Annotated in this window: 10 protein-coding genes; 6 read left to right on the top strand and 4 right to left on the bottom strand. The window is 59.5% G+C overall.

Annotation, left to right across the window (positions count from 1 at the left end):
- Positions 1-33 precede the first annotated feature (33 nt).
- The 3 genes from fepD to fepC are packed head-to-tail and all read left to right on the top strand — an operon-like array spanning position 34 to position 2,824.
- The gene (gene fepD / locus ACDO57_RS12080) at positions 34-1,038 is read left to right on the top strand and encodes a Fe(3+)-siderophore ABC transporter permease (RefSeq protein WP_290094580.1); all 1,005 of its coding nucleotides are present in this window, start codon (positions 34-36) and stop codon (positions 1,036-1,038) included.
- On the top strand, positions 1,038-2,027 hold the full coding sequence (gene fepG, locus ACDO57_RS12085) for an iron-enterobactin ABC transporter permease (protein ID WP_370884130.1): 990 nt from the start codon (positions 1,038-1,040) through the stop codon (positions 2,025-2,027). Before fepD ends, fepG begins: the two co-directional genes overlap by 1 nt.
- Positions 2,024-2,824 (top strand): iron-enterobactin ABC transporter ATP-binding protein, encoded by an 801-nt coding sequence (gene fepC, locus ACDO57_RS12090; protein WP_370884013.1) that lies wholly within the window; start codon positions 2,024-2,026, stop codon positions 2,822-2,824. Before fepG ends, fepC begins: the two co-directional genes overlap by 4 nt.
- A gap of 67 nt (positions 2,825-2,891) precedes the next feature.
- Here fepC and entF read toward each other — a convergent pair whose 3' ends face one another.
- From entF to fes, 3 genes are read right to left on the bottom strand one after another with little or no spacing between them, the layout of a single operon-like run.
- Positions 2,892-6,749 carry an enterobactin non-ribosomal peptide synthetase EntF gene (gene entF / locus ACDO57_RS12095; protein ID WP_370884014.1) on the bottom strand — a complete coding sequence of 1,286 codons (3,858 nt, stop codon included), beginning with the start codon at positions 6,747-6,749 and terminating at the stop codon, positions 2,892-2,894.
- Entirely contained in the window at positions 6,746-6,958 is a 213-nt protein-coding gene (locus ACDO57_RS12100) for an MbtH family NRPS accessory protein (RefSeq protein WP_061715786.1), read from the bottom strand. The genes entF and ACDO57_RS12100 overlap by 4 nt, the downstream gene beginning before the upstream one ends.
- A 10-nt stretch (positions 6,959-6,968) precedes the next feature.
- The gene (gene fes, locus ACDO57_RS12105; protein WP_370884015.1) at positions 6,969-8,168 is read right to left on the bottom strand and encodes an enterochelin esterase; all 1,200 of its coding nucleotides are present in this window, start codon (positions 8,166-8,168) and stop codon (positions 6,969-6,971) included.
- A gap of 144 nt (positions 8,169-8,312) precedes the next feature.
- Here fes and ACDO57_RS12110 point away from each other — a divergent pair, with 144 nt between their 5' ends.
- The 3 genes from ACDO57_RS12110 (at position 8,313) to ACDO57_RS12120 (ending at position 13,837) form a co-directional block, all read left to right on the top strand.
- On the top strand, positions 8,313-10,562 hold the full coding sequence (locus tag ACDO57_RS12110; RefSeq protein WP_370884016.1) for a TonB-dependent siderophore receptor: 2,250 nt from the start codon (positions 8,313-8,315) through the stop codon (positions 10,560-10,562).
- Positions 10,563-10,755: 193 nt separating this feature from the next.
- The gene (entD, locus tag ACDO57_RS12115) at positions 10,756-11,409 is read left to right on the top strand and encodes an enterobactin synthase subunit EntD (protein WP_370884017.1); all 654 of its coding nucleotides are present in this window, start codon (positions 10,756-10,758) and stop codon (positions 11,407-11,409) included.
- A 322-nt stretch (positions 11,410-11,731) separates the two neighbouring features.
- On the top strand, positions 11,732-13,837 hold the full coding sequence (locus tag ACDO57_RS12120; RefSeq protein ID WP_370884018.1) for a prolyl oligopeptidase family serine peptidase: 2,106 nt from the start codon (positions 11,732-11,734) through the stop codon (positions 13,835-13,837).
- Positions 13,838-13,883: 46 nt separating this feature from the next.
- Here the strand turns inward: ACDO57_RS12120 and betT are convergent, their stop codons facing one another.
- Positions 13,884-15,917: a choline BCCT transporter BetT gene (gene betT, locus ACDO57_RS12125; RefSeq protein WP_370884019.1), complete on the bottom strand. Its 2,034-nt coding sequence runs from the start codon at positions 15,915-15,917 to the stop codon at positions 13,884-13,886.
- Between the last annotated feature and the right edge of the window lie 89 nt (positions 15,918-16,006).

The raw sequence follows: 16,006 nt of genomic DNA on the forward strand, positions 1-16,006 counted from the left end.
AATCACTATCATTATCAAATCATGGATGTTGCTATGTCGTTTTCCTCTTCTTCGGTGCGCGCCGTTGCCGTGCCCGTTTTATTGCTGCTATTGAGCCTGGCGATTGCACTCAGCCTGCTGGTTGGCGCGAAGCCTCTGCCCGCGTCCGTTATCGTTGATGCGCTCTCCGGTACCTGCCAGAACGCTGACTGCGTCATTGTGCTCGACGCCCGCTTGCCCCGCACCCTTGCCGGACTGCTGGCCGGTGGCGCGCTCGGCCTTGCCGGTGCCCTGATGCAAACCCTCACCCGTAACCCGCTAGCGGACCCCGGCATTCTCGGCGTGAACTCCGGTGCCAGCTTTGCCATCGTACTCGGCGCGGCGCTGTTCGGCTTCACCTCTCCGTCTGAGCAGCTGGTAATGGCCTTATGCGGCGCGCTGGCCGCCTCGCTGGTGGTGGCGTTTACCGGCAGCCAGGGCGGCGGACAGCTGAGCCCGGTGCGCCTGACGCTGGCGGGCGTGGCGCTCGCCGCGGTGCTGGAAGGCTTATCTAACGGCATCGCCCTGCTCAACCCGGACGTTTACGACCAGCTGCGCTTCTGGCAGGCCGGTTCGCTGGATATCCGCACTCTTGAAACGCTGAAAGTGGTGGCGATCCCGGTGATGATTGCCGCCGCCGTAGCGCTGTCGTTAAGCCGCGCGCTCAACAGCCTGAGCCTCGGCAGCGACACCGCCACCGCGCTCGGCAACCGCGTCGCGCGCACGCAGTTGATTGGCCTGCTGGCCATCACCGTCCTGTGCGGAAGCGCGACCGCCGTGGTCGGGCCGATCGCCTTTATCGGCCTGATGATGCCGCACATGGCGCGCTGGCTGGTAGGGGCGGATCACCGCTGGTCCCTGCCGGTCACGCTGCTGGCGACGCCTGCCCTGCTGCTGTTTGCCGACGTGCTGGGCCGCCTGCTGGTGCCGGGTGAACTGCGCGTCTCGGTGGTCAGCGCCTTTATCGGCGCACCGGTGCTGATTTTCCTGGTTCGTCGTAAACGCGGAGGTGGCGCATGATGGCCCCGTCCCGGCGTTTAGTCGCCTGCGTCTCCCTGCTGGTCGTCGCCAGTCTGCTGCTGGCGGTCTGGAGCCTGCAAAGCGGTGCCGTAACGCTTGATTTCGCGCAGGTCTTTCACGCTCTCACCGGCAACGCGCCGCATAACATCACCATGGTGGTCACCGAGTGGCGACTGCCGCGCGTGGCGATGGCAATCCTGGTCGGCGCGGCGCTTGGCGTCAGCGGCGCGATATTCCAGTCGCTGATGCGCAACCCGCTCGGCAGCCCGGACGTGATGGGCCTCAATACCGGGGCCTGGAGCGGCGTGCTGGTGGCGATGGTGCTGTTCGGCCAGCACCTGACGGCCATTACCTTCACGGCGATGGCGGGCGGCATTCTGACGTCGCTGGTTATCTGGCTGCTGGCCTGGCGCAACGGTATCGACACCTTCCGGCTGATCATTATCGGTATCGGCATCCGTGCGATGCTGATGGCCTTTAACACCTGGCTGCTGCTGCAGGCCTCGCTGGAAACGGCGCTTTCCGCCGGGCTGTGGTACGCAGGTTCTCTCAACGGCCTGACGTGGGGCAAAACCTGGCCCGCCGCGCCGCTGATTGTGCTGATGTTTATCGGCGCGCTGCTGCTGGTGCGACGCATGCGGCTGCTGGAGATGGGCGACGACAGCGCCTGCGCGCTGGGCGTGAGCGTCGAACGCTCGCGCCTGATGCTGATGCTGGTGGCGGTATTGCTGACCGCCGCCTCCACCGCCATCGCCGGGCCGATCTCGTTTATCGCCCTTGTCGCGCCGCATATCGCACGACGTCTAAGCGGGACGGCGCGCTGGGGATTAACTCAGGCGGCGCTGTGCGGCGCGCTGTTACTGCTGGCCGCCGATCTCTGCGCCCAGCGGCTGTTTATGCCTTACCAGCTTCCGGTGGGCGTGGTGACCGTCAGCCTCGGCGGTATTTACCTTATCGTCTTGCTCGTTCAGGAGTCTCGCAAGAAATGACAGATTCAACCACCCGCTTGCGCGGCGAAAACCTCACTCTTGGCTACGGCAAAAAAATCATTGCCCGTGACTTATCCGTTGCCATTCCGGACGGCCACTTCACGGCAATTATCGGGCCGAACGGCTGCGGCAAATCGACCCTGCTGCGCACCCTGAGCCGCCTGATGACGCCGGCTGAAGGCAGCGTATTCCTCGACGGGGAGCAGATCCAGCGCTTCGCCAGCAAAGAGGTGGCCAGGCGCATCGGGCTGCTGGCGCAAAACGCCACCACGCCGGGGGACATCACGGTGCAGGAGCTGGTCTCACGCGGACGCTATCCGCACCAGCCGCTGTTTACCCGCTGGCGCAAGGAAGATGACGAGGCGGTGAACCGCGCGATGCGGGCGACAGGCATTACCGATCTCGCTCAGCAAAGCGTGGATACCCTTTCCGGCGGCCAGCGTCAGCGCGCGTGGATCGCGATGGTGCTGGCGCAGGAGACCTCCATCATGCTGCTGGACGAGCCGACGACCTGGCTCGACATCAGCCATCAGATTGACCTGCTGGAGCTGCTGAGCGAGCTGAACCGCTCGCAGGGGTATACCCTGGCAGCGGTGCTGCACGATTTAAACCAGGCGTGCCGCTACGCTACGCATCTGATTGCCTTGCGAGACGGTGAGATTGTGGCGCAGGGCGCGCCGAAAGAGATTGTGACGCCGGAGCTGATCGAGCGGATCTACGGCATGCGCTGCATAATTATTGACGATCCGGTGGCGGGCACACCGCTGGTGGTGCCGCTTGGAAAACGTGCGGTCTGATGCCCTCACCCCGGCCCTCTCCCACGGGGAGAGGGAGCAAACCCAACACCACCCGGCGCTTTTGACGTTACCTCAAAATATTCTTCAACACTGGCCCAATTTTCTCAAACGCCTGCGGTGAAATGATATCCACGTGGGCGCAGTCCTGGCTGTACACCTCCAGTTCCGCCACCCACGGCGCCCAGGCAACCTGCGGATCCATCGTTCGCGTGCGCTCGGCGACGAACAGCGTCACTTTGCCGTCAAACCGCGCGCTGTGCGCCGTGGTGAGCAGCCGCACCGCGTCGGCGTAGTTGCCCTCGATGGCATTAAACAGCTCGCTGGAGCCCTGCCCCTGCTGGGCGGCGATAAACGCCTGACGCTCGCGCTCGATTTCCGCCAGCACTTCCGGGTCGAGGCCGCTGGCCTCTTTCTCCGCCCAGTTCTGGGTTTCCGGCGGCCAGGTGTCCAGCAGGCCGAGGAAGGCTACCTCTTCACCCTGCTCGCGCAGACGGGCTGCAATCCCTTGTGCCAGCGTACCCCCGAGGGAATAGCCGAACAGATAATACGGCCCTTGCGGCTGCTGCATACGCAGCGTATTCAGATGATGCTCAATCACTCCATCCAGATCCGCACACTGCTGCATCGGCCCGTCCGGGCGCGGCGACTGAATGCCGACGATTGACCAGCGCGGGCTGAGGTAGCGCGCCAGCACGCTAAACTGCCAGGCGAAGCCGGACGCCGGATGGAAGCAGAATAGCGTCGGGCCGCCGCTCTCGCGCAGCGGCAGAAGCGTTTCATAACCCAGACGCTGCGCCTGCTCGTCGCTCATCTGCGAGTCCAGCAGCGTGCTCAGCTTGCTCACCGTGGAGGCGACCATAATCTGCCCCGGCGTAACCTTGCGCTCGAACGCGCGGCTAAGCTGCGCCGCCAGACGCATCGCCAGCAGCGAGTGTCCGCCGAGGGCAAAGAAGTCGGCCTCAATGTCGTTGACCTCGCAGCCCAGCAGCGCGGCAAACGCCTGCGCGACGGCAATTTCGGATTCGCTTTCCGGCGCACGTCCGGAGATTTTGCTGGTCAGCTCCGGCAGCGGCAGCGCCTTGCGGTCAAGCTTGCCGTTGGCGCTCAGCGGCAGCGCGCTGATTTGCAGCAGCACCACCGGCACCATATGCGGCGGCAGCTGTGCCTTGAGCGATTCGAGCAGCGCGTCGCGGTCCAGCGGTAAGCCGGTTTCAGAAACCACGTACCCCACCAGCTGCCGGGCATCGCCACCCGTTGCCGCCGCCCGGTTGAACACGCAGGCGTGCGCCACGGCCTGAGCCACGTCCGGCAGCGACAGCATCGCCCGGTCGATTTCACCCAGCTCGATGCGCTGGCCGCGGATTTTAAGCTGGTCGTCGCTGCGGCCCAGGTATTCCACCGCGCCGTTGTCCAGCCAGCGGGCAACGTCTCCGGTGCGGTACATCCGCTCGCCCGGCGCAAACGGGTCGGCGATAAAGCGGCTGGCGGTGAGGTCCGGACGGCCCAGATACCCCTGCGCCAGCTGAATGCCGGTGAGATAGAGATCGCCCGCCACGCCGAACGGCACCGGGCGCATCATCGCGTCCAGAATGCGCAGCCCCGTGTTCCACACCGGGAAGCCGATCGGCACGCTGTTGCCCTCCACCGCCGCCAGCTCGGGACCAAACGCCGGATACCAGCTCACGTCCACCGCCGCTTCCGTCGGGCCATAGAGGTTGTGAAGCGGCGCATGGGTCAACTGCTCCCACTCGCGGCACAGTTCGGTTGGCAGCGCTTCGCCGCTGCAGAACACCTGCTTAAGGGTTTTACAGCACGCAACGTTTTCCGGCGTCAGCGAGGCAACAAACGCCGCCAGCATCGACGGCACGAAGTGGGTGGTGGTCACGCCGTACCGAGTGAAGAAGCTCTGCATCGCCTGCGGATCGCGGTGCGCGTCCGGCTCGGCCATCACCAGCTTCGCCCCGGCGATAAACGGCCACCAGAACTCCCACACCGACACGTCAAAGCTGCACGGCGTTTTCTGCGCCACCACGTCCGTCGCGTCCAGCGGGTAATGATCCTGCATCCACTTCAGGCGGTTAACGATGGCGGTATGGCCGACCATGACCCCTTTAGGGCGCCCCGTCGAACCGGAGGTAAAGATGATGTACGCCGTCTGCTCCGGCGTCGCCAGCCGCAGCGGCTCAGCATCCGCGGTCGGTAACAGTGTGTTGTAACTAAACGTCGTAATAGGCAGATCGCTAAAGCGCGGAAGCTGTTCGTCGGTAGTAATGAGCAGGGACGGCTTCGCGTCCTCAAGCATCATCCGCAGGCGGTCGTCCGGGTAGCCGGTGTCGAGCGGCAGCCACGCGGCGCCCGCCTCCACAATGCCGTGCAATGCTAACGTCAGGAACACCGAGCGCGGCAGGGCCACCGCCACGCTGTCGCCCGGCTTCACGCCGCGCGCGCGCAGCAGGTTTGCCAGCGCGACCACCTGCTCGCGCATCTGACGATAGCTAAGCTCAATATGCGCGTCCGCCAGCGCAGGGGCGTCCGGCGTTTTGCTCGCCTGCTCCGCCACCAGATCCGCGAGCGTGGTGGACGGCAGCGCCAGCCCGGTATCGTTGATGCGCGCCAGCTGCTGATATTCCTGCTCTGAAACGGTTTCCACTTCGCCACAGCGCAGGTCCGGATTAGCCGCAAACTGCATTAGCATCGCGTTCAGACGCGCGACGTGTCGGGAAAGCGTCGCTTCATCGTAGCGCTGCTTATTGGCGAGGATCTCAATGCTCAACCCGCCCTGTTCGTCCGGGAACAGCGCCAGCTCCAGATCGTTCACCGGGCCGGTCGCCAGCGTGTGGGTGATGGCCTCCACGCCGTCGATATCCAGCTGGTAGTCGAACACTTTAACGTTCAGCACCGGGCCGAACAGCGCTTCATCGCCCGCCGCTTTCCCGCTGTCGCGCACGATCTGCTCGGCGTCGTAGCGCTGGTGGCGGCGCATTTTTTTCAGCTGGTTCGCCAGGCGCAGCGCCAGCGAGGGCAGGCTCTCCTGCGGATCGATATTGACCGCCAGCGGCAGGACGTTAAGCACCGGCCCGGTCGCGGTCAGCGCCGCGGAGCCCAAGCGGCGCATAAAGATAAACCCGGCGGCATAGTCCAGCCTCCCGGTCAGGCGGCCCAGCCACAGTGCCACCAGCGCAAGGGCCAGGTCGGTGCGCTGTACCTTTTCTGCCGCCTGCGCAAGCTGGCTAAAGGCGCGGCCGTCGGCGGCAACCTTTAGGCGAAGAATATCGGTCGTGGCGGCGCGTCCAGGCAGGGGCGCGGAGGAGAGCGAGACCGGAGAAGGCAGCTCCTTGCGCTGCTCTGCCCAGAACGCGCCGTCGCGCGCATACGCCTCGCTGTCGCGATAGCGCTGATACTCGTCCACTACCCCGGCAAACGGCGTAAACGGAGATGCGGGCGTAGGTTCGTCCTTTTTCCACGCGGCGTAAATCGCGGCGATCTGGCGGGTAATCGCCGGGAAACTGAAGCCATCCACCACCAGATGGTGATAGCGCTGATACCAGTACCAGTGGCTTTCACCCACCTGAATCAGCTGGTGAAACGCCAGCGGCTGACCGCTGTCGACGCGCAGGTTCTGGTCAAGATCGGATTCCATCAGCGTCATGGCGTCGTCGTGAGAGTTAACGCGAACGATGGACGGCTCAGGCAGGATCGTGGACTCGTCCATCCACTGCCACACCTCGCCGTTCTCCTCGGCAAAACGCATCCGCAGGGTATCGGCCTGCATCATGCCTTCAGCAATCGCTTTTGCCAGCAGCGGCGCGTCGATATCGCCTTTCAGCTCGGTGTAGTGTGCCACGCTCCAGGCGTTTGGCAGCGTGGACAGCTGTTCCGCCATCCAGATCCCCGGCTGGGCGGCGACGAGAGGAAGACGGATCATGCGTACTCCCCCGCAAAGTGAGACGGCTCAAGCGTTTGCCAGTGCCCGACAAGCCACTGCTGGCATGCCTCCTGAGACTGTGCTTCACACACCACGTGCCACCCCGCCGGCAGTTCGCACTGCTGCGGCCACAGGCTGTACTGCCCCTGGTCGTTTTGCAAAATGGCGAACTGTCCCTGCGGATTATCGAAAGGATTGCTGAATTCCATACAGACTCCGTTAGTGAATAAGCGGCTGCCAGAGGGTCATCAGCCCCTGCGTCAGCCCACCGCGCCAGCAAAGCGCATCGTGTCCGCCGTCAACCTGACGCCAGAAAACCGGTTGGTGCGCGTGCAGCTCGGCGTAAATCGCCTGATTCGCGCGGAAGATGAGCGGCTCGTTGCGCCCGGCTTCAAGAATGATGCGTAGCCCGCGAGGAGATATTTCACCGGCTTTAAGTTGTTCGATTAATAGCCCGTCCTGCTGGCCGCCACGGTCTGGCCACCAGTAGGAGCCGGACTGGCTAAGCACGCAGCCAAAACGCTGCGGCCAGTGGAGGCCAGCATAAAGCGACGCGAGACCGCCAAAGCTCTGGCCAGCCACCACCGTACGGTCAGCACGGTCGCTAAACGGCACGCGTTTTTTAACAAGGGGGAGAAGTTCTTCCTGCACCGCCAGCCAGAAATCGGGATTACACGGCAGCTCGCGGTTGCGATGCTCCATATCGATAACATCGATTAAGACGTAGACCGCAGGCGGTAATTTGCGCTCGGCGGTGAGCGACGCCAGCGCAGGCCAGACCGGCATACTTTCGGCCCAGAACTGCCCGTCAAGCAGCACCGCCAGCGGACGTTCCGGGTCGTCGCCCCCGGTAGTGAAAATCCAGACGCGACGGCGATTTTTCAGGCGCACGCTTTCCCACTCAATGCAGACTGGCGGCTGATACGGCGTATCGGGATGATTCCACCCCGGCTGAACGGGTGCTTCCGGCATTTCCAGCGCGGAGACGGCATGGCCGCGCCCGCCGCGCCAGCTCTGCGGATTCAGCGGGTCGGAAACCGCATGAGGCAGCAGCTTGCGCCAGCCTTCGCGCAGCGCCATGCGGTCCGGCTGCTCGCCTTCGAATACCGCGTCGGCAAAATCGTTTTCATTCACGGAAGGGATAAAACAGTAGCTTCCGCGCCACTCGGGGCTGAAATCGCCCTGCCACTGCCAGACGTCGGTATCGGGCATGCGTTCGAGAGACTGCGGGCGGGCATTTTGGTGGTGATCGGTCACGCCGGTGACGTAGAGCCAGACGCGTTTGATCGGTGACGTTCTTTGCGTTCCTGCCGGGTCACGCCACCAGAACGTGACGCGATAGTTTCCCTTTTCCGGCTTCCATTCAGGCCCGTTTTTCGACTGCCACCACGCTTCACTTCCCGTTGTTAACGCCGTCACCCTTATAACCTCATGTTTAACAGTCTTTTTTGTTTCAGAGCAAATTTTATTGATAATATTATTGATAACTATTTGCATTTGCAATAGCGTAGTGCCCGCGCTGTGGGAAGCGCTCATAAAACAACCACAAAAGCAGGACGTACAATGAATAAGAAGATTCACTCTTTGGCCTTGCTGGTCAATTTAGGGATTTACGGCGTCGCGCTGCCCGCTCTGGCAGACGACAACACCACCTCTGCGCAGCACGAAGACACGATGGTGATCACCGCCGCCGAGCAGAATCTGCAGGCGCCGGGGGTATCGACCATCACCGCCGATGAGATCCGTAAAAACCCGCCCGCGCGGGACGTGGCTGAAATCATCCGCACCATGCCGGGCGTTAACCTGACCGGTAACTCCACCAGCGGCCAGCGCGGGAACAACCGTCAGATTGATATCCGCGGCATGGGGCCGGAAAACACCCTGATCCTGATCGACGGCAAGCCGGTCACCAGCCGAAACTCCATCCGTCTGGGCTGGCGCGGCGAGCGTGACACGCGCGGCGATACCGGCTGGGTGCCGCCGGAGATGATCGAGCGCATCGAAGTGATCCGCGGTCCGGCCGCCGCGCGCTACGGCAACGGCGCGGCTGGCGGCGTGGTCAACATCATCACTAAAAAATTCGACGACCAGTGGCACGGCTCCTGGAACACCTACCTGAATGCGCCTGAGCACAAGGATGAAGGGTCCACCAAACGCACCAACTTTAGCCTGAGCGGCCCGCTGGGCGGCGACTTCAGCTTCCGCATGTACGGCAATCTGGACAAAACCCAGGCCGACGCGTGGGACATCAACCAGGGTCACCAGTCTGACCGAACCGGTGCCTACGCCGACACGCTGCCCGCGGGCCGCGAGGGTGTAGAAAACAAAGACATTAACGGCGTGGTGCGCTGGGACTTTGCGCCGATGCAGTCTCTGGAATTTGAGGCGGGCTACAGCCGTCAGAACAACCTCTACGCCGGCGACACGCAGAACACCAACAACGACAACAGCTCCAGCGGTCTGGTGAAAAAGAACTACGGCAAGGAGACCAACCGTATCTATCGCCAGAACTTCGCGGTGACCTGGAACGGCGGCTGGGATAACGGCATTACCACCAGCAACTGGGCGCAGTACGAGCACACCCGCAACTCCCGTCTGGGCGAAGGGCTGGCAGGCGGTCTGGAAGGCCTGTTCAACAGTAATAAATTCACCGACACCGATCTCGCCGACGTGATGCTGCACAGTGAAATCAACCTGCCGATTGATTTCCTCGTTAACCAGAACCTGACGCTCGGCACCGAGTGGAACCAGCAGCGCATGAAGGACTCGACCTCCTTCACCCAAACCCAGCAGGGCGGCACCATTCCGGGCATGAGCAACGACCGCAGCCCGTACACGTCGGCAGAGATTTTCTCTCTGTTCGCCGAAAACAACATGGAGCTGACCGACAGCACCATGCTGACCCCTGCCCTGCGCTTCGACCATCACACCATCGTCGGCAACAACTGGAGCCCGTCACTTAACCTGTCGCAGGGTCTGGGGGATAACTTCACGCTGAAGATGGGGATCGCGCGCGCCTATAAGGCGCCGAGCCTGTACCAGACCAACCCGAACTACCTACTCTACAGTAAAGGCCAGGGCTGCTACGCCAGCTCCGACGGCGTGGGCTGCTACATGATGGGTAACGACGACCTGAAGGCCGAAACCAGCATCAACAAAGAGATTGGCCTGGAGTGGAAACACGACGGCTGGCTGGCGGGCGTCACCTGGTTCCGCAACGACTACCGCGACAAGATTGAAGCGGGCTACGCGCCGATTGGTCACACCTCTTCCGGTAAAGTGCAGACCGACATCTACCAGTGGGAAAACGTGCCGAAGGCGGTGGTGGAAGGTCTGGAAGGCTCCCTGAACGTGCCGGTCAGCGACACGATTAACTGGACCAACAACATCACCTACATGCTGCAGAGCAAGAACAAGGAGACCGGCGACCGTCTGTCGATCATTCCGGAGTACACGCTGAACTCAACCCTGAGCTGGCAGGTGCATCAGGACGTGTCGCTCCAGTCGACCTTTACCTGGTACGGCAAGCAGCAGCCGAAAAAGTACAACTACAAAGGTCAGCCGGTGACCGGCTCTGAAAAAGACGAAGTCAGTCCGTACAGCATCGTTGGCCTGAGCGCGACGTGGGACATGACCAAAAACGTCAGCCTGACCGGCGGCGTGGACAACGTCTTCGACAAACGCCAGTGGCGCGCGGGTAATGCCCAGACAACCGGAAACACCACCACCGGTGCGTATATGTACGGTGCGGGTGCGTATACGTATAATGAACCGGGTCGCACCTGGTACATGAGCGTGAATACGCGTTTCTAGGTAAAAGCAAAACGGCAACCCCGTTGCCGTTTTTAGTGTTTGCTCCCTCTCCCCGTGGGAGAGGGCCGGGGTAAGGGCGAGGTGAAAGCAAAACGGCAACCCCGTTGCCGTTTTTAGTGTTTGCTCCCTCTCCCTGTGGGAGAGGGTCGGGGTGAGGGCATCAGGCCGCACTATTTGCTGATAGAGGAAAAACATGCACACCACCCACAGCACGTTCATTCTCGCCGGCCACACCGTCCACCACGTTACCTTCGACCCAACCACCTTCACCGACGCCGATCTCCTCTGGCTCCCCCACCACGCCGAGCTTTCAAACGCCGGGCGCAAACGCAAAGCCGAGCATCTGGCAGGCCGCATCGCCGCCGCGTATGCCTTACCTGACCACACCGTGCCCGGCATCGGCCCCAGCGGTGAGCCTCTCTGGGCTGACGGCGTATCAGGGAGCATCACCCACTGCGGCACGCAGGCGATGGCGCTTGCCGTCCGTCATGCAGATGCGCTGGTGGGTATTGATTGCGAAGCCATTCTTCCAGACCGTGAAGCCCGAGAAATCCAGGACGGCATCATTGATGCACAGGAAGCGATGTGCCTGAAGCGTTCGGGCTACCCCTTTGCGCTGGCGTTGACGTTGGCATTCAGCGCCAAAGAAAGTTTGTTTAAAGCCCTGTTCCCTACGGCAAAGCGCTACATGGGATTCGACTGTGCACGGGTCACTGCGTTGAATCAGAAAACTATCGCGTTGACGCTCAGCCATCCGGCAGGCCGTTATCAGCAGGGAAAATGCTTTAGCCTCGCCTGGCAACGTGTTAATGGAGAGGTATATACCTTGATTGTCGTTCAGGAATAATGCTGCCCGTTTATTGCTCCCGGCAATTAAAGACTAAAAATAACGAAACTCTCACTCCCTACCATTTATAATAGCCACCAAAATCTTCCTGAAGCATTTAAACGTATGCGGGCGATTTTTTTCATAACAGAATTTGGTCATAAAACCTCGAGCCAGATCAAAAACACGAGGATAAAAAATCAATAAATACAAAATAAGTTATTTCAATTTTATATTTTCAGGAACATTATTCCTTCGCTGTTTTACATTAGCTCGATGTGACTAAGGAAACATGACGTACTCAACTAACGCCACTAACAGAACAACATGAGCCCAGCCAGAAATGAAACATTGTCTGATACCGAGAATAAAACATATCAGCAAGCAGATAATTATTAGTACTCTCGCATTTTTCGGCTGTCTCTTTTTCGTTCATGCTAACGAAACTCCCTATGAGGACGGCATGGATCCTTATCATTGGATGGAAACTCACCCCCAGCAGACCGCACGCTGGTTAAATCAACGCTCAAACCAGACGGTTAACATGCTCCACGCCCTTCCCTGGCGAAACGTTCTGGCGAAAAGGTTGAGCGAGTTAGTGAATACGGCCCCCAATATTTCAGACATTTATGATGCGGGAGACAATCGTTTTTATCTCCGCTCATCGGTCGAACATCCATACCTGCGGCTGTTTGTAAGACAGAAGAGAAAACCGGAACGGGTGCTCATTGATCCGCCTGTTGGCTATGGGATTAATTTTTTTAGCCCTTCACATGATGGTCGCTACGTGGCTTTTGGGCTCTCAAGAAACGGGACTGAAAGCACGAGAATTACCGTTATCCGGGTTGTGGATAATGTCGTATTAGATACGCATATACCCGACGTTCGCTATCCCAGCGTTGTCTGGGCCTCGGATAATCAGTCCTTTTATTATAGTCTCAACACCATCACTCAGGATTCAGGACGGCAAACCTGCGGCAAGGTCTACCTCCATCATATAGAAAGCTACAACGATATTATGACGTTTGACTGGCGCACCATTCCAGAACTCGCACAGCAATCCTGCGAAAACGTTAATCTTTACGCCTCCCCTGATTCTGACTACCTGATTGTTAACGTGTCAAAATCCATTAGCGGTTATGGCAGCTCTCTTTTTTCCGCTAAAAAAGACGCAGATGGCAACGGCACGCTCAACTGGACCAGGATTGTTGATCCCGATGAAAATGTTTCTGCCTTTGTTTATTCCGGGGAGTGGATTTATCTGGCGGGCTATAACGCCTCCTCAGGCTATGATATTTCACGCATCAATCTGGCGGCTCCTGCCTCCACTAAAGAACCCGTGATGAGCTGGTCGAACGGAGAGTTAACACAATTAAGCCTGAGCAGGGATTCACTTTATGTGGTTTATCATGACGCTGGCAGCAGTAAATTCATGCGTATTCCGTTTGCTGATATCAGTCACCACCAGGCAATTCCGGTCCCTGCAGATGAAGACGTGAGTGCGATATTTGCCAGCAGCGATAGTCAGGACATTCTCTTCACCCGCCAGGGCTGGCTGAAGCCCCCCGTCATTTATCATTATCAACCTGCGGACAACATTATCCAGAAAACAGAGTTAATACCGCCGTTAAGCCAGCCCCTGACAGACTATGTGACGGAAGAAAAATGGGTCACTACAGCAGACAATATTCGCGTCCCACTGACCCTCATATACCGTAAAGGCATTGCGCGCGATGGTTCGGTCCCTACCTGGTTGACGGCTTATGGCGCGTACGGCGTGAGTACGTTTCCTTCATTCGATCTGACCCGTCTGCTCTGGCTGGAACAAGGCGGTATTCTCGCTATCGCGCATGTACGCGGAGGCGGTGAAATGGGCCCTGAATGGCACGAAGCAGGAAGAGCAGATAAGAAAGAAAATTCCATTACCGATTTTATCCGTTGCGCGGAATATCTTATCGACAGTCGCTACACCTCACCGTCAAAACTGGCAATCGGGGGTGAAAGCGCGGGGGGAATTATCGTGGGTATGGCGATGACCCGTCGCCCGGAACTGTTTGCCGCTGTGGCCATAGACGCAGGGATGCTCAATACCAGCCGACTGGATAACATTCCGATAGGCGTGATGAACTATGACGAACTGGGATCGCCGCTGACGCCGTCAGGCAGACTAAACTTATTGAAAATAGATGATTACCGGCATCTGGTACCTGAAAAACGTTATCCTCCCGTCCTGTTAACCGTGGGCCTGCATGACCAGCGCGTTTCCCCGTGGCAAACAGCAAAATTCGCCGCCCGTTTAGAGGAAATAGGCTCGCCGCGCAGCGTGCTGGTTCTGGCTTACCGTCAGGGAGGACACAGTGCCGCAACCTATGCCGAGGCCGATTCAAAATTAGTCGACACGGTAAGCTTCTTTATCTGGAAAACCGGTCTTCACGTTCAGGATAGATGATAGCGGCACCCGTTACGGGTGCCCTGTCATTCATACACGTAATGGCTCAAACATCCGGGAACATCACGCTATTTCCCGGCGCTTCCCTGTGCAGATGGATAAAGTTCAGATGCCGTTCATACTGATCCAGAATGTCCGTAATTACCTGCTCCTTGCTGTAGTCCATCAAATCGTTCCCCTGGCTCCCTTCCAGCAGGAAGGTCTCAAGCCGGTAGTAGGTCGATTTCCCGCTGCGTGCCCGATAGGTAAAGCCGGGCACCGAGTACTGCTGCGGCCAGATCTGGTAGACAAAGTTCTGCTCGTCGCCCATATGCACCAGCAGATCCAGGTGCCCCAGGGTCTCGCCCTCCTCCGGCGGCAGGTTTTTCAGCTCCACGTAAGCACCACGCAGCTTCAGCTCCTGGGCTACCTCTTCCATGGCGGGGAAGCAGACCGTCTCCATCATCTGTTTGGTGTAGCGCGTGCCCGGGTAGTTCATCAGGCGCGACAGACGTTTCTTCCAGCTCAGCCTGTCCTGCGCGCCCATCGGGCGCGGCGCGGTGTCGCGGCTGGCGCTGACGCGGCGGTAATCTTCCACCTTGAGGGACTTATACAGCCCGGCCATGACAAAGAAGATGACGAAGCTGAACGGCAGCCCCATGATCACCGTGGTGTTCTGCAGCGCCGAGATGCCGTTGGTCATCAGCATGCCGAGCGTCAGCAGGCCGATGGCGACGGACCAGAAGATGCGCAGCCAGTTCGGGGCATCGCTGTTGATGTCCTTCAGCTTCGAGGTGAAGTTGCCCAGCACCAGCGCGCCGGAATCCGCCGAGGTGACGTAAAACAGCAGGCCGGTAATAGTCGCCACGGAGGCGCTAAAGGTGAACGCCGGATACTGCGCCAGCAGGCTGTAGAAGCCTCGCTCCGGGTGCGCCATCGCTTCCTGCGCGAAAGTAGCATTGCCGTGGATAATCTCGTGCAGCGCGCTGTTGCCGAACACCGACAGCCACAGCAGGGTAAAGGTGAACGGGATGATCAGCGTGCCCATCACAAACTGGCGGATGGTGCGGCCACGTGAAATACGCGCCAGGAACAGGCCAACGAACGGCGACCACGCGACCCACCACGCCCAGAAGAACAGCGTCCAGTTGTTCATCCACTCTACAGGGCGGTCGAAGGCGAAGCTGTTCAGCGTCATGCCCATAAAGCGATTTACGTAGTCGCCCACGTTCAGCACTAAGGCATTGAGCAGGAACGAAGTATCGCCCATAAACAACACGAACAGGATCAGGCCCAGCGCCAGCGCCACGTTCAGCTCGGAGAGCACGCGGATGCCCTTATCGACGCCCGACGTCACCGAAATGGTGGCGATAATGACCGAAAGCGCAATCAGCGCCGCTTTCGCCGCCATCGAATCCGGAATATCAAACAGCACGCTCAGCCCGTAGTTAAGCTGCACCACGCCAATCCCAAGCGTCGTCGCGATACCGAAGATGGTGCCGATCACCGCCGCAATGTCGACGCTGTGGCCAATCGGGCCGTTTATCTTTTTACCGAAAATCGGGTACAGCGCGGAGCGGATGGTGAGAGGCAAATTATAACGATAGCTAAAGTATCCCAGCGCCATCCCCATCAGGGCATACATCGACCAGCCGGTCAGGCCGTAGTGGAACAGCGTCAAGACCATCGCCTGGCGCGCGGCCTCCATCGTCTGCCCTGCCCCTTCCGGCGGCTGCATATACTGCGTGACCGGTTCGGCCACGGAGAAGAACATCAGGTCGATGCCGATGCCCGCGGCAAACAGCATTGCGGCCCAGCTCAGCAGGCTGAACTCGGGCTTTGACTGCTCTGGCCCGAGCTTCACCGAACCGAAGCGCGAGCAGGCAATGCAGACCACGAAGACGATATAGAGCGTCGCCGCCAGCAGGTAGTACCAGCCGAAGGTCTTCGACACCCAGTTCAGGGTGCGCCCAATCCACTCGGCAGAAAAATCGCGAAAGAAGATCGTTGTCAGGGAAAACAACAAAATCAGCCCGGCAGACGTATAAAAAACGACCGGGTTGATTTTGTCTTTTTCTCTGTCCTGTGAAAGGTCTGTCATCCAGTATCCCCACTGTTTTTGTAACTATTAAAATCCAAATCCGCAACAATTAAGACACATTTTATATTGAACGTCCAATCAAAAACCGC

The sequence above is a fragment of the Enterobacter cloacae complex sp. 2015409 genome (assembly GCF_041365315.1).
GTDB lineage: Bacteria > Pseudomonadota > Gammaproteobacteria > Enterobacterales > Enterobacteriaceae > Enterobacter > Enterobacter pseudoroggenkampii.

Bases quoted from the DNA above. Each gene is read 5' to 3' on its own strand.
- ACDO57_RS12120 (WP_370884018.1), top strand. From the start codon at position 11,732: ATGAAACATTGTCTGATACCGAGAATAAAACATATCAGCAAGCAGATA.
- entD (WP_370884017.1), top strand. From the start codon at position 10,756: ATGCACACCACCCACAGCACGTTCATTCTCGCCGGCCACACCGTCCAC.
- fepG (WP_370884130.1), top strand. From the start codon at position 1,038: ATGGCCCCGTCCCGGCGTTTAGTCGCCTGCGTCTCCCTGCTGGTCGTC.
- betT (WP_370884019.1), bottom strand. From the start codon at position 15,917: ATGACAGACCTTTCACAGGACAGAGAAAAAGACAAAATCAACCCGGTC.
- ACDO57_RS12100 (WP_061715786.1), bottom strand. From the start codon at position 6,958: ATGGAATTCAGCAATCCTTTCGATAATCCGCAGGGACAGTTCGCCATT.
- fepC (WP_370884013.1), top strand. From the start codon at position 2,024: ATGACAGATTCAACCACCCGCTTGCGCGGCGAAAACCTCACTCTTGGC.
- ACDO57_RS12110 (WP_370884016.1), top strand. From the start codon at position 8,313: ATGAATAAGAAGATTCACTCTTTGGCCTTGCTGGTCAATTTAGGGATT.
- fepD (WP_290094580.1), top strand. From the start codon at position 34: ATGTCGTTTTCCTCTTCTTCGGTGCGCGCCGTTGCCGTGCCCGTTTTA.
- entF (WP_370884014.1), bottom strand. From the start codon at position 6,749: ATGATCCGTCTTCCTCTCGTCGCCGCCCAGCCGGGGATCTGGATGGCG.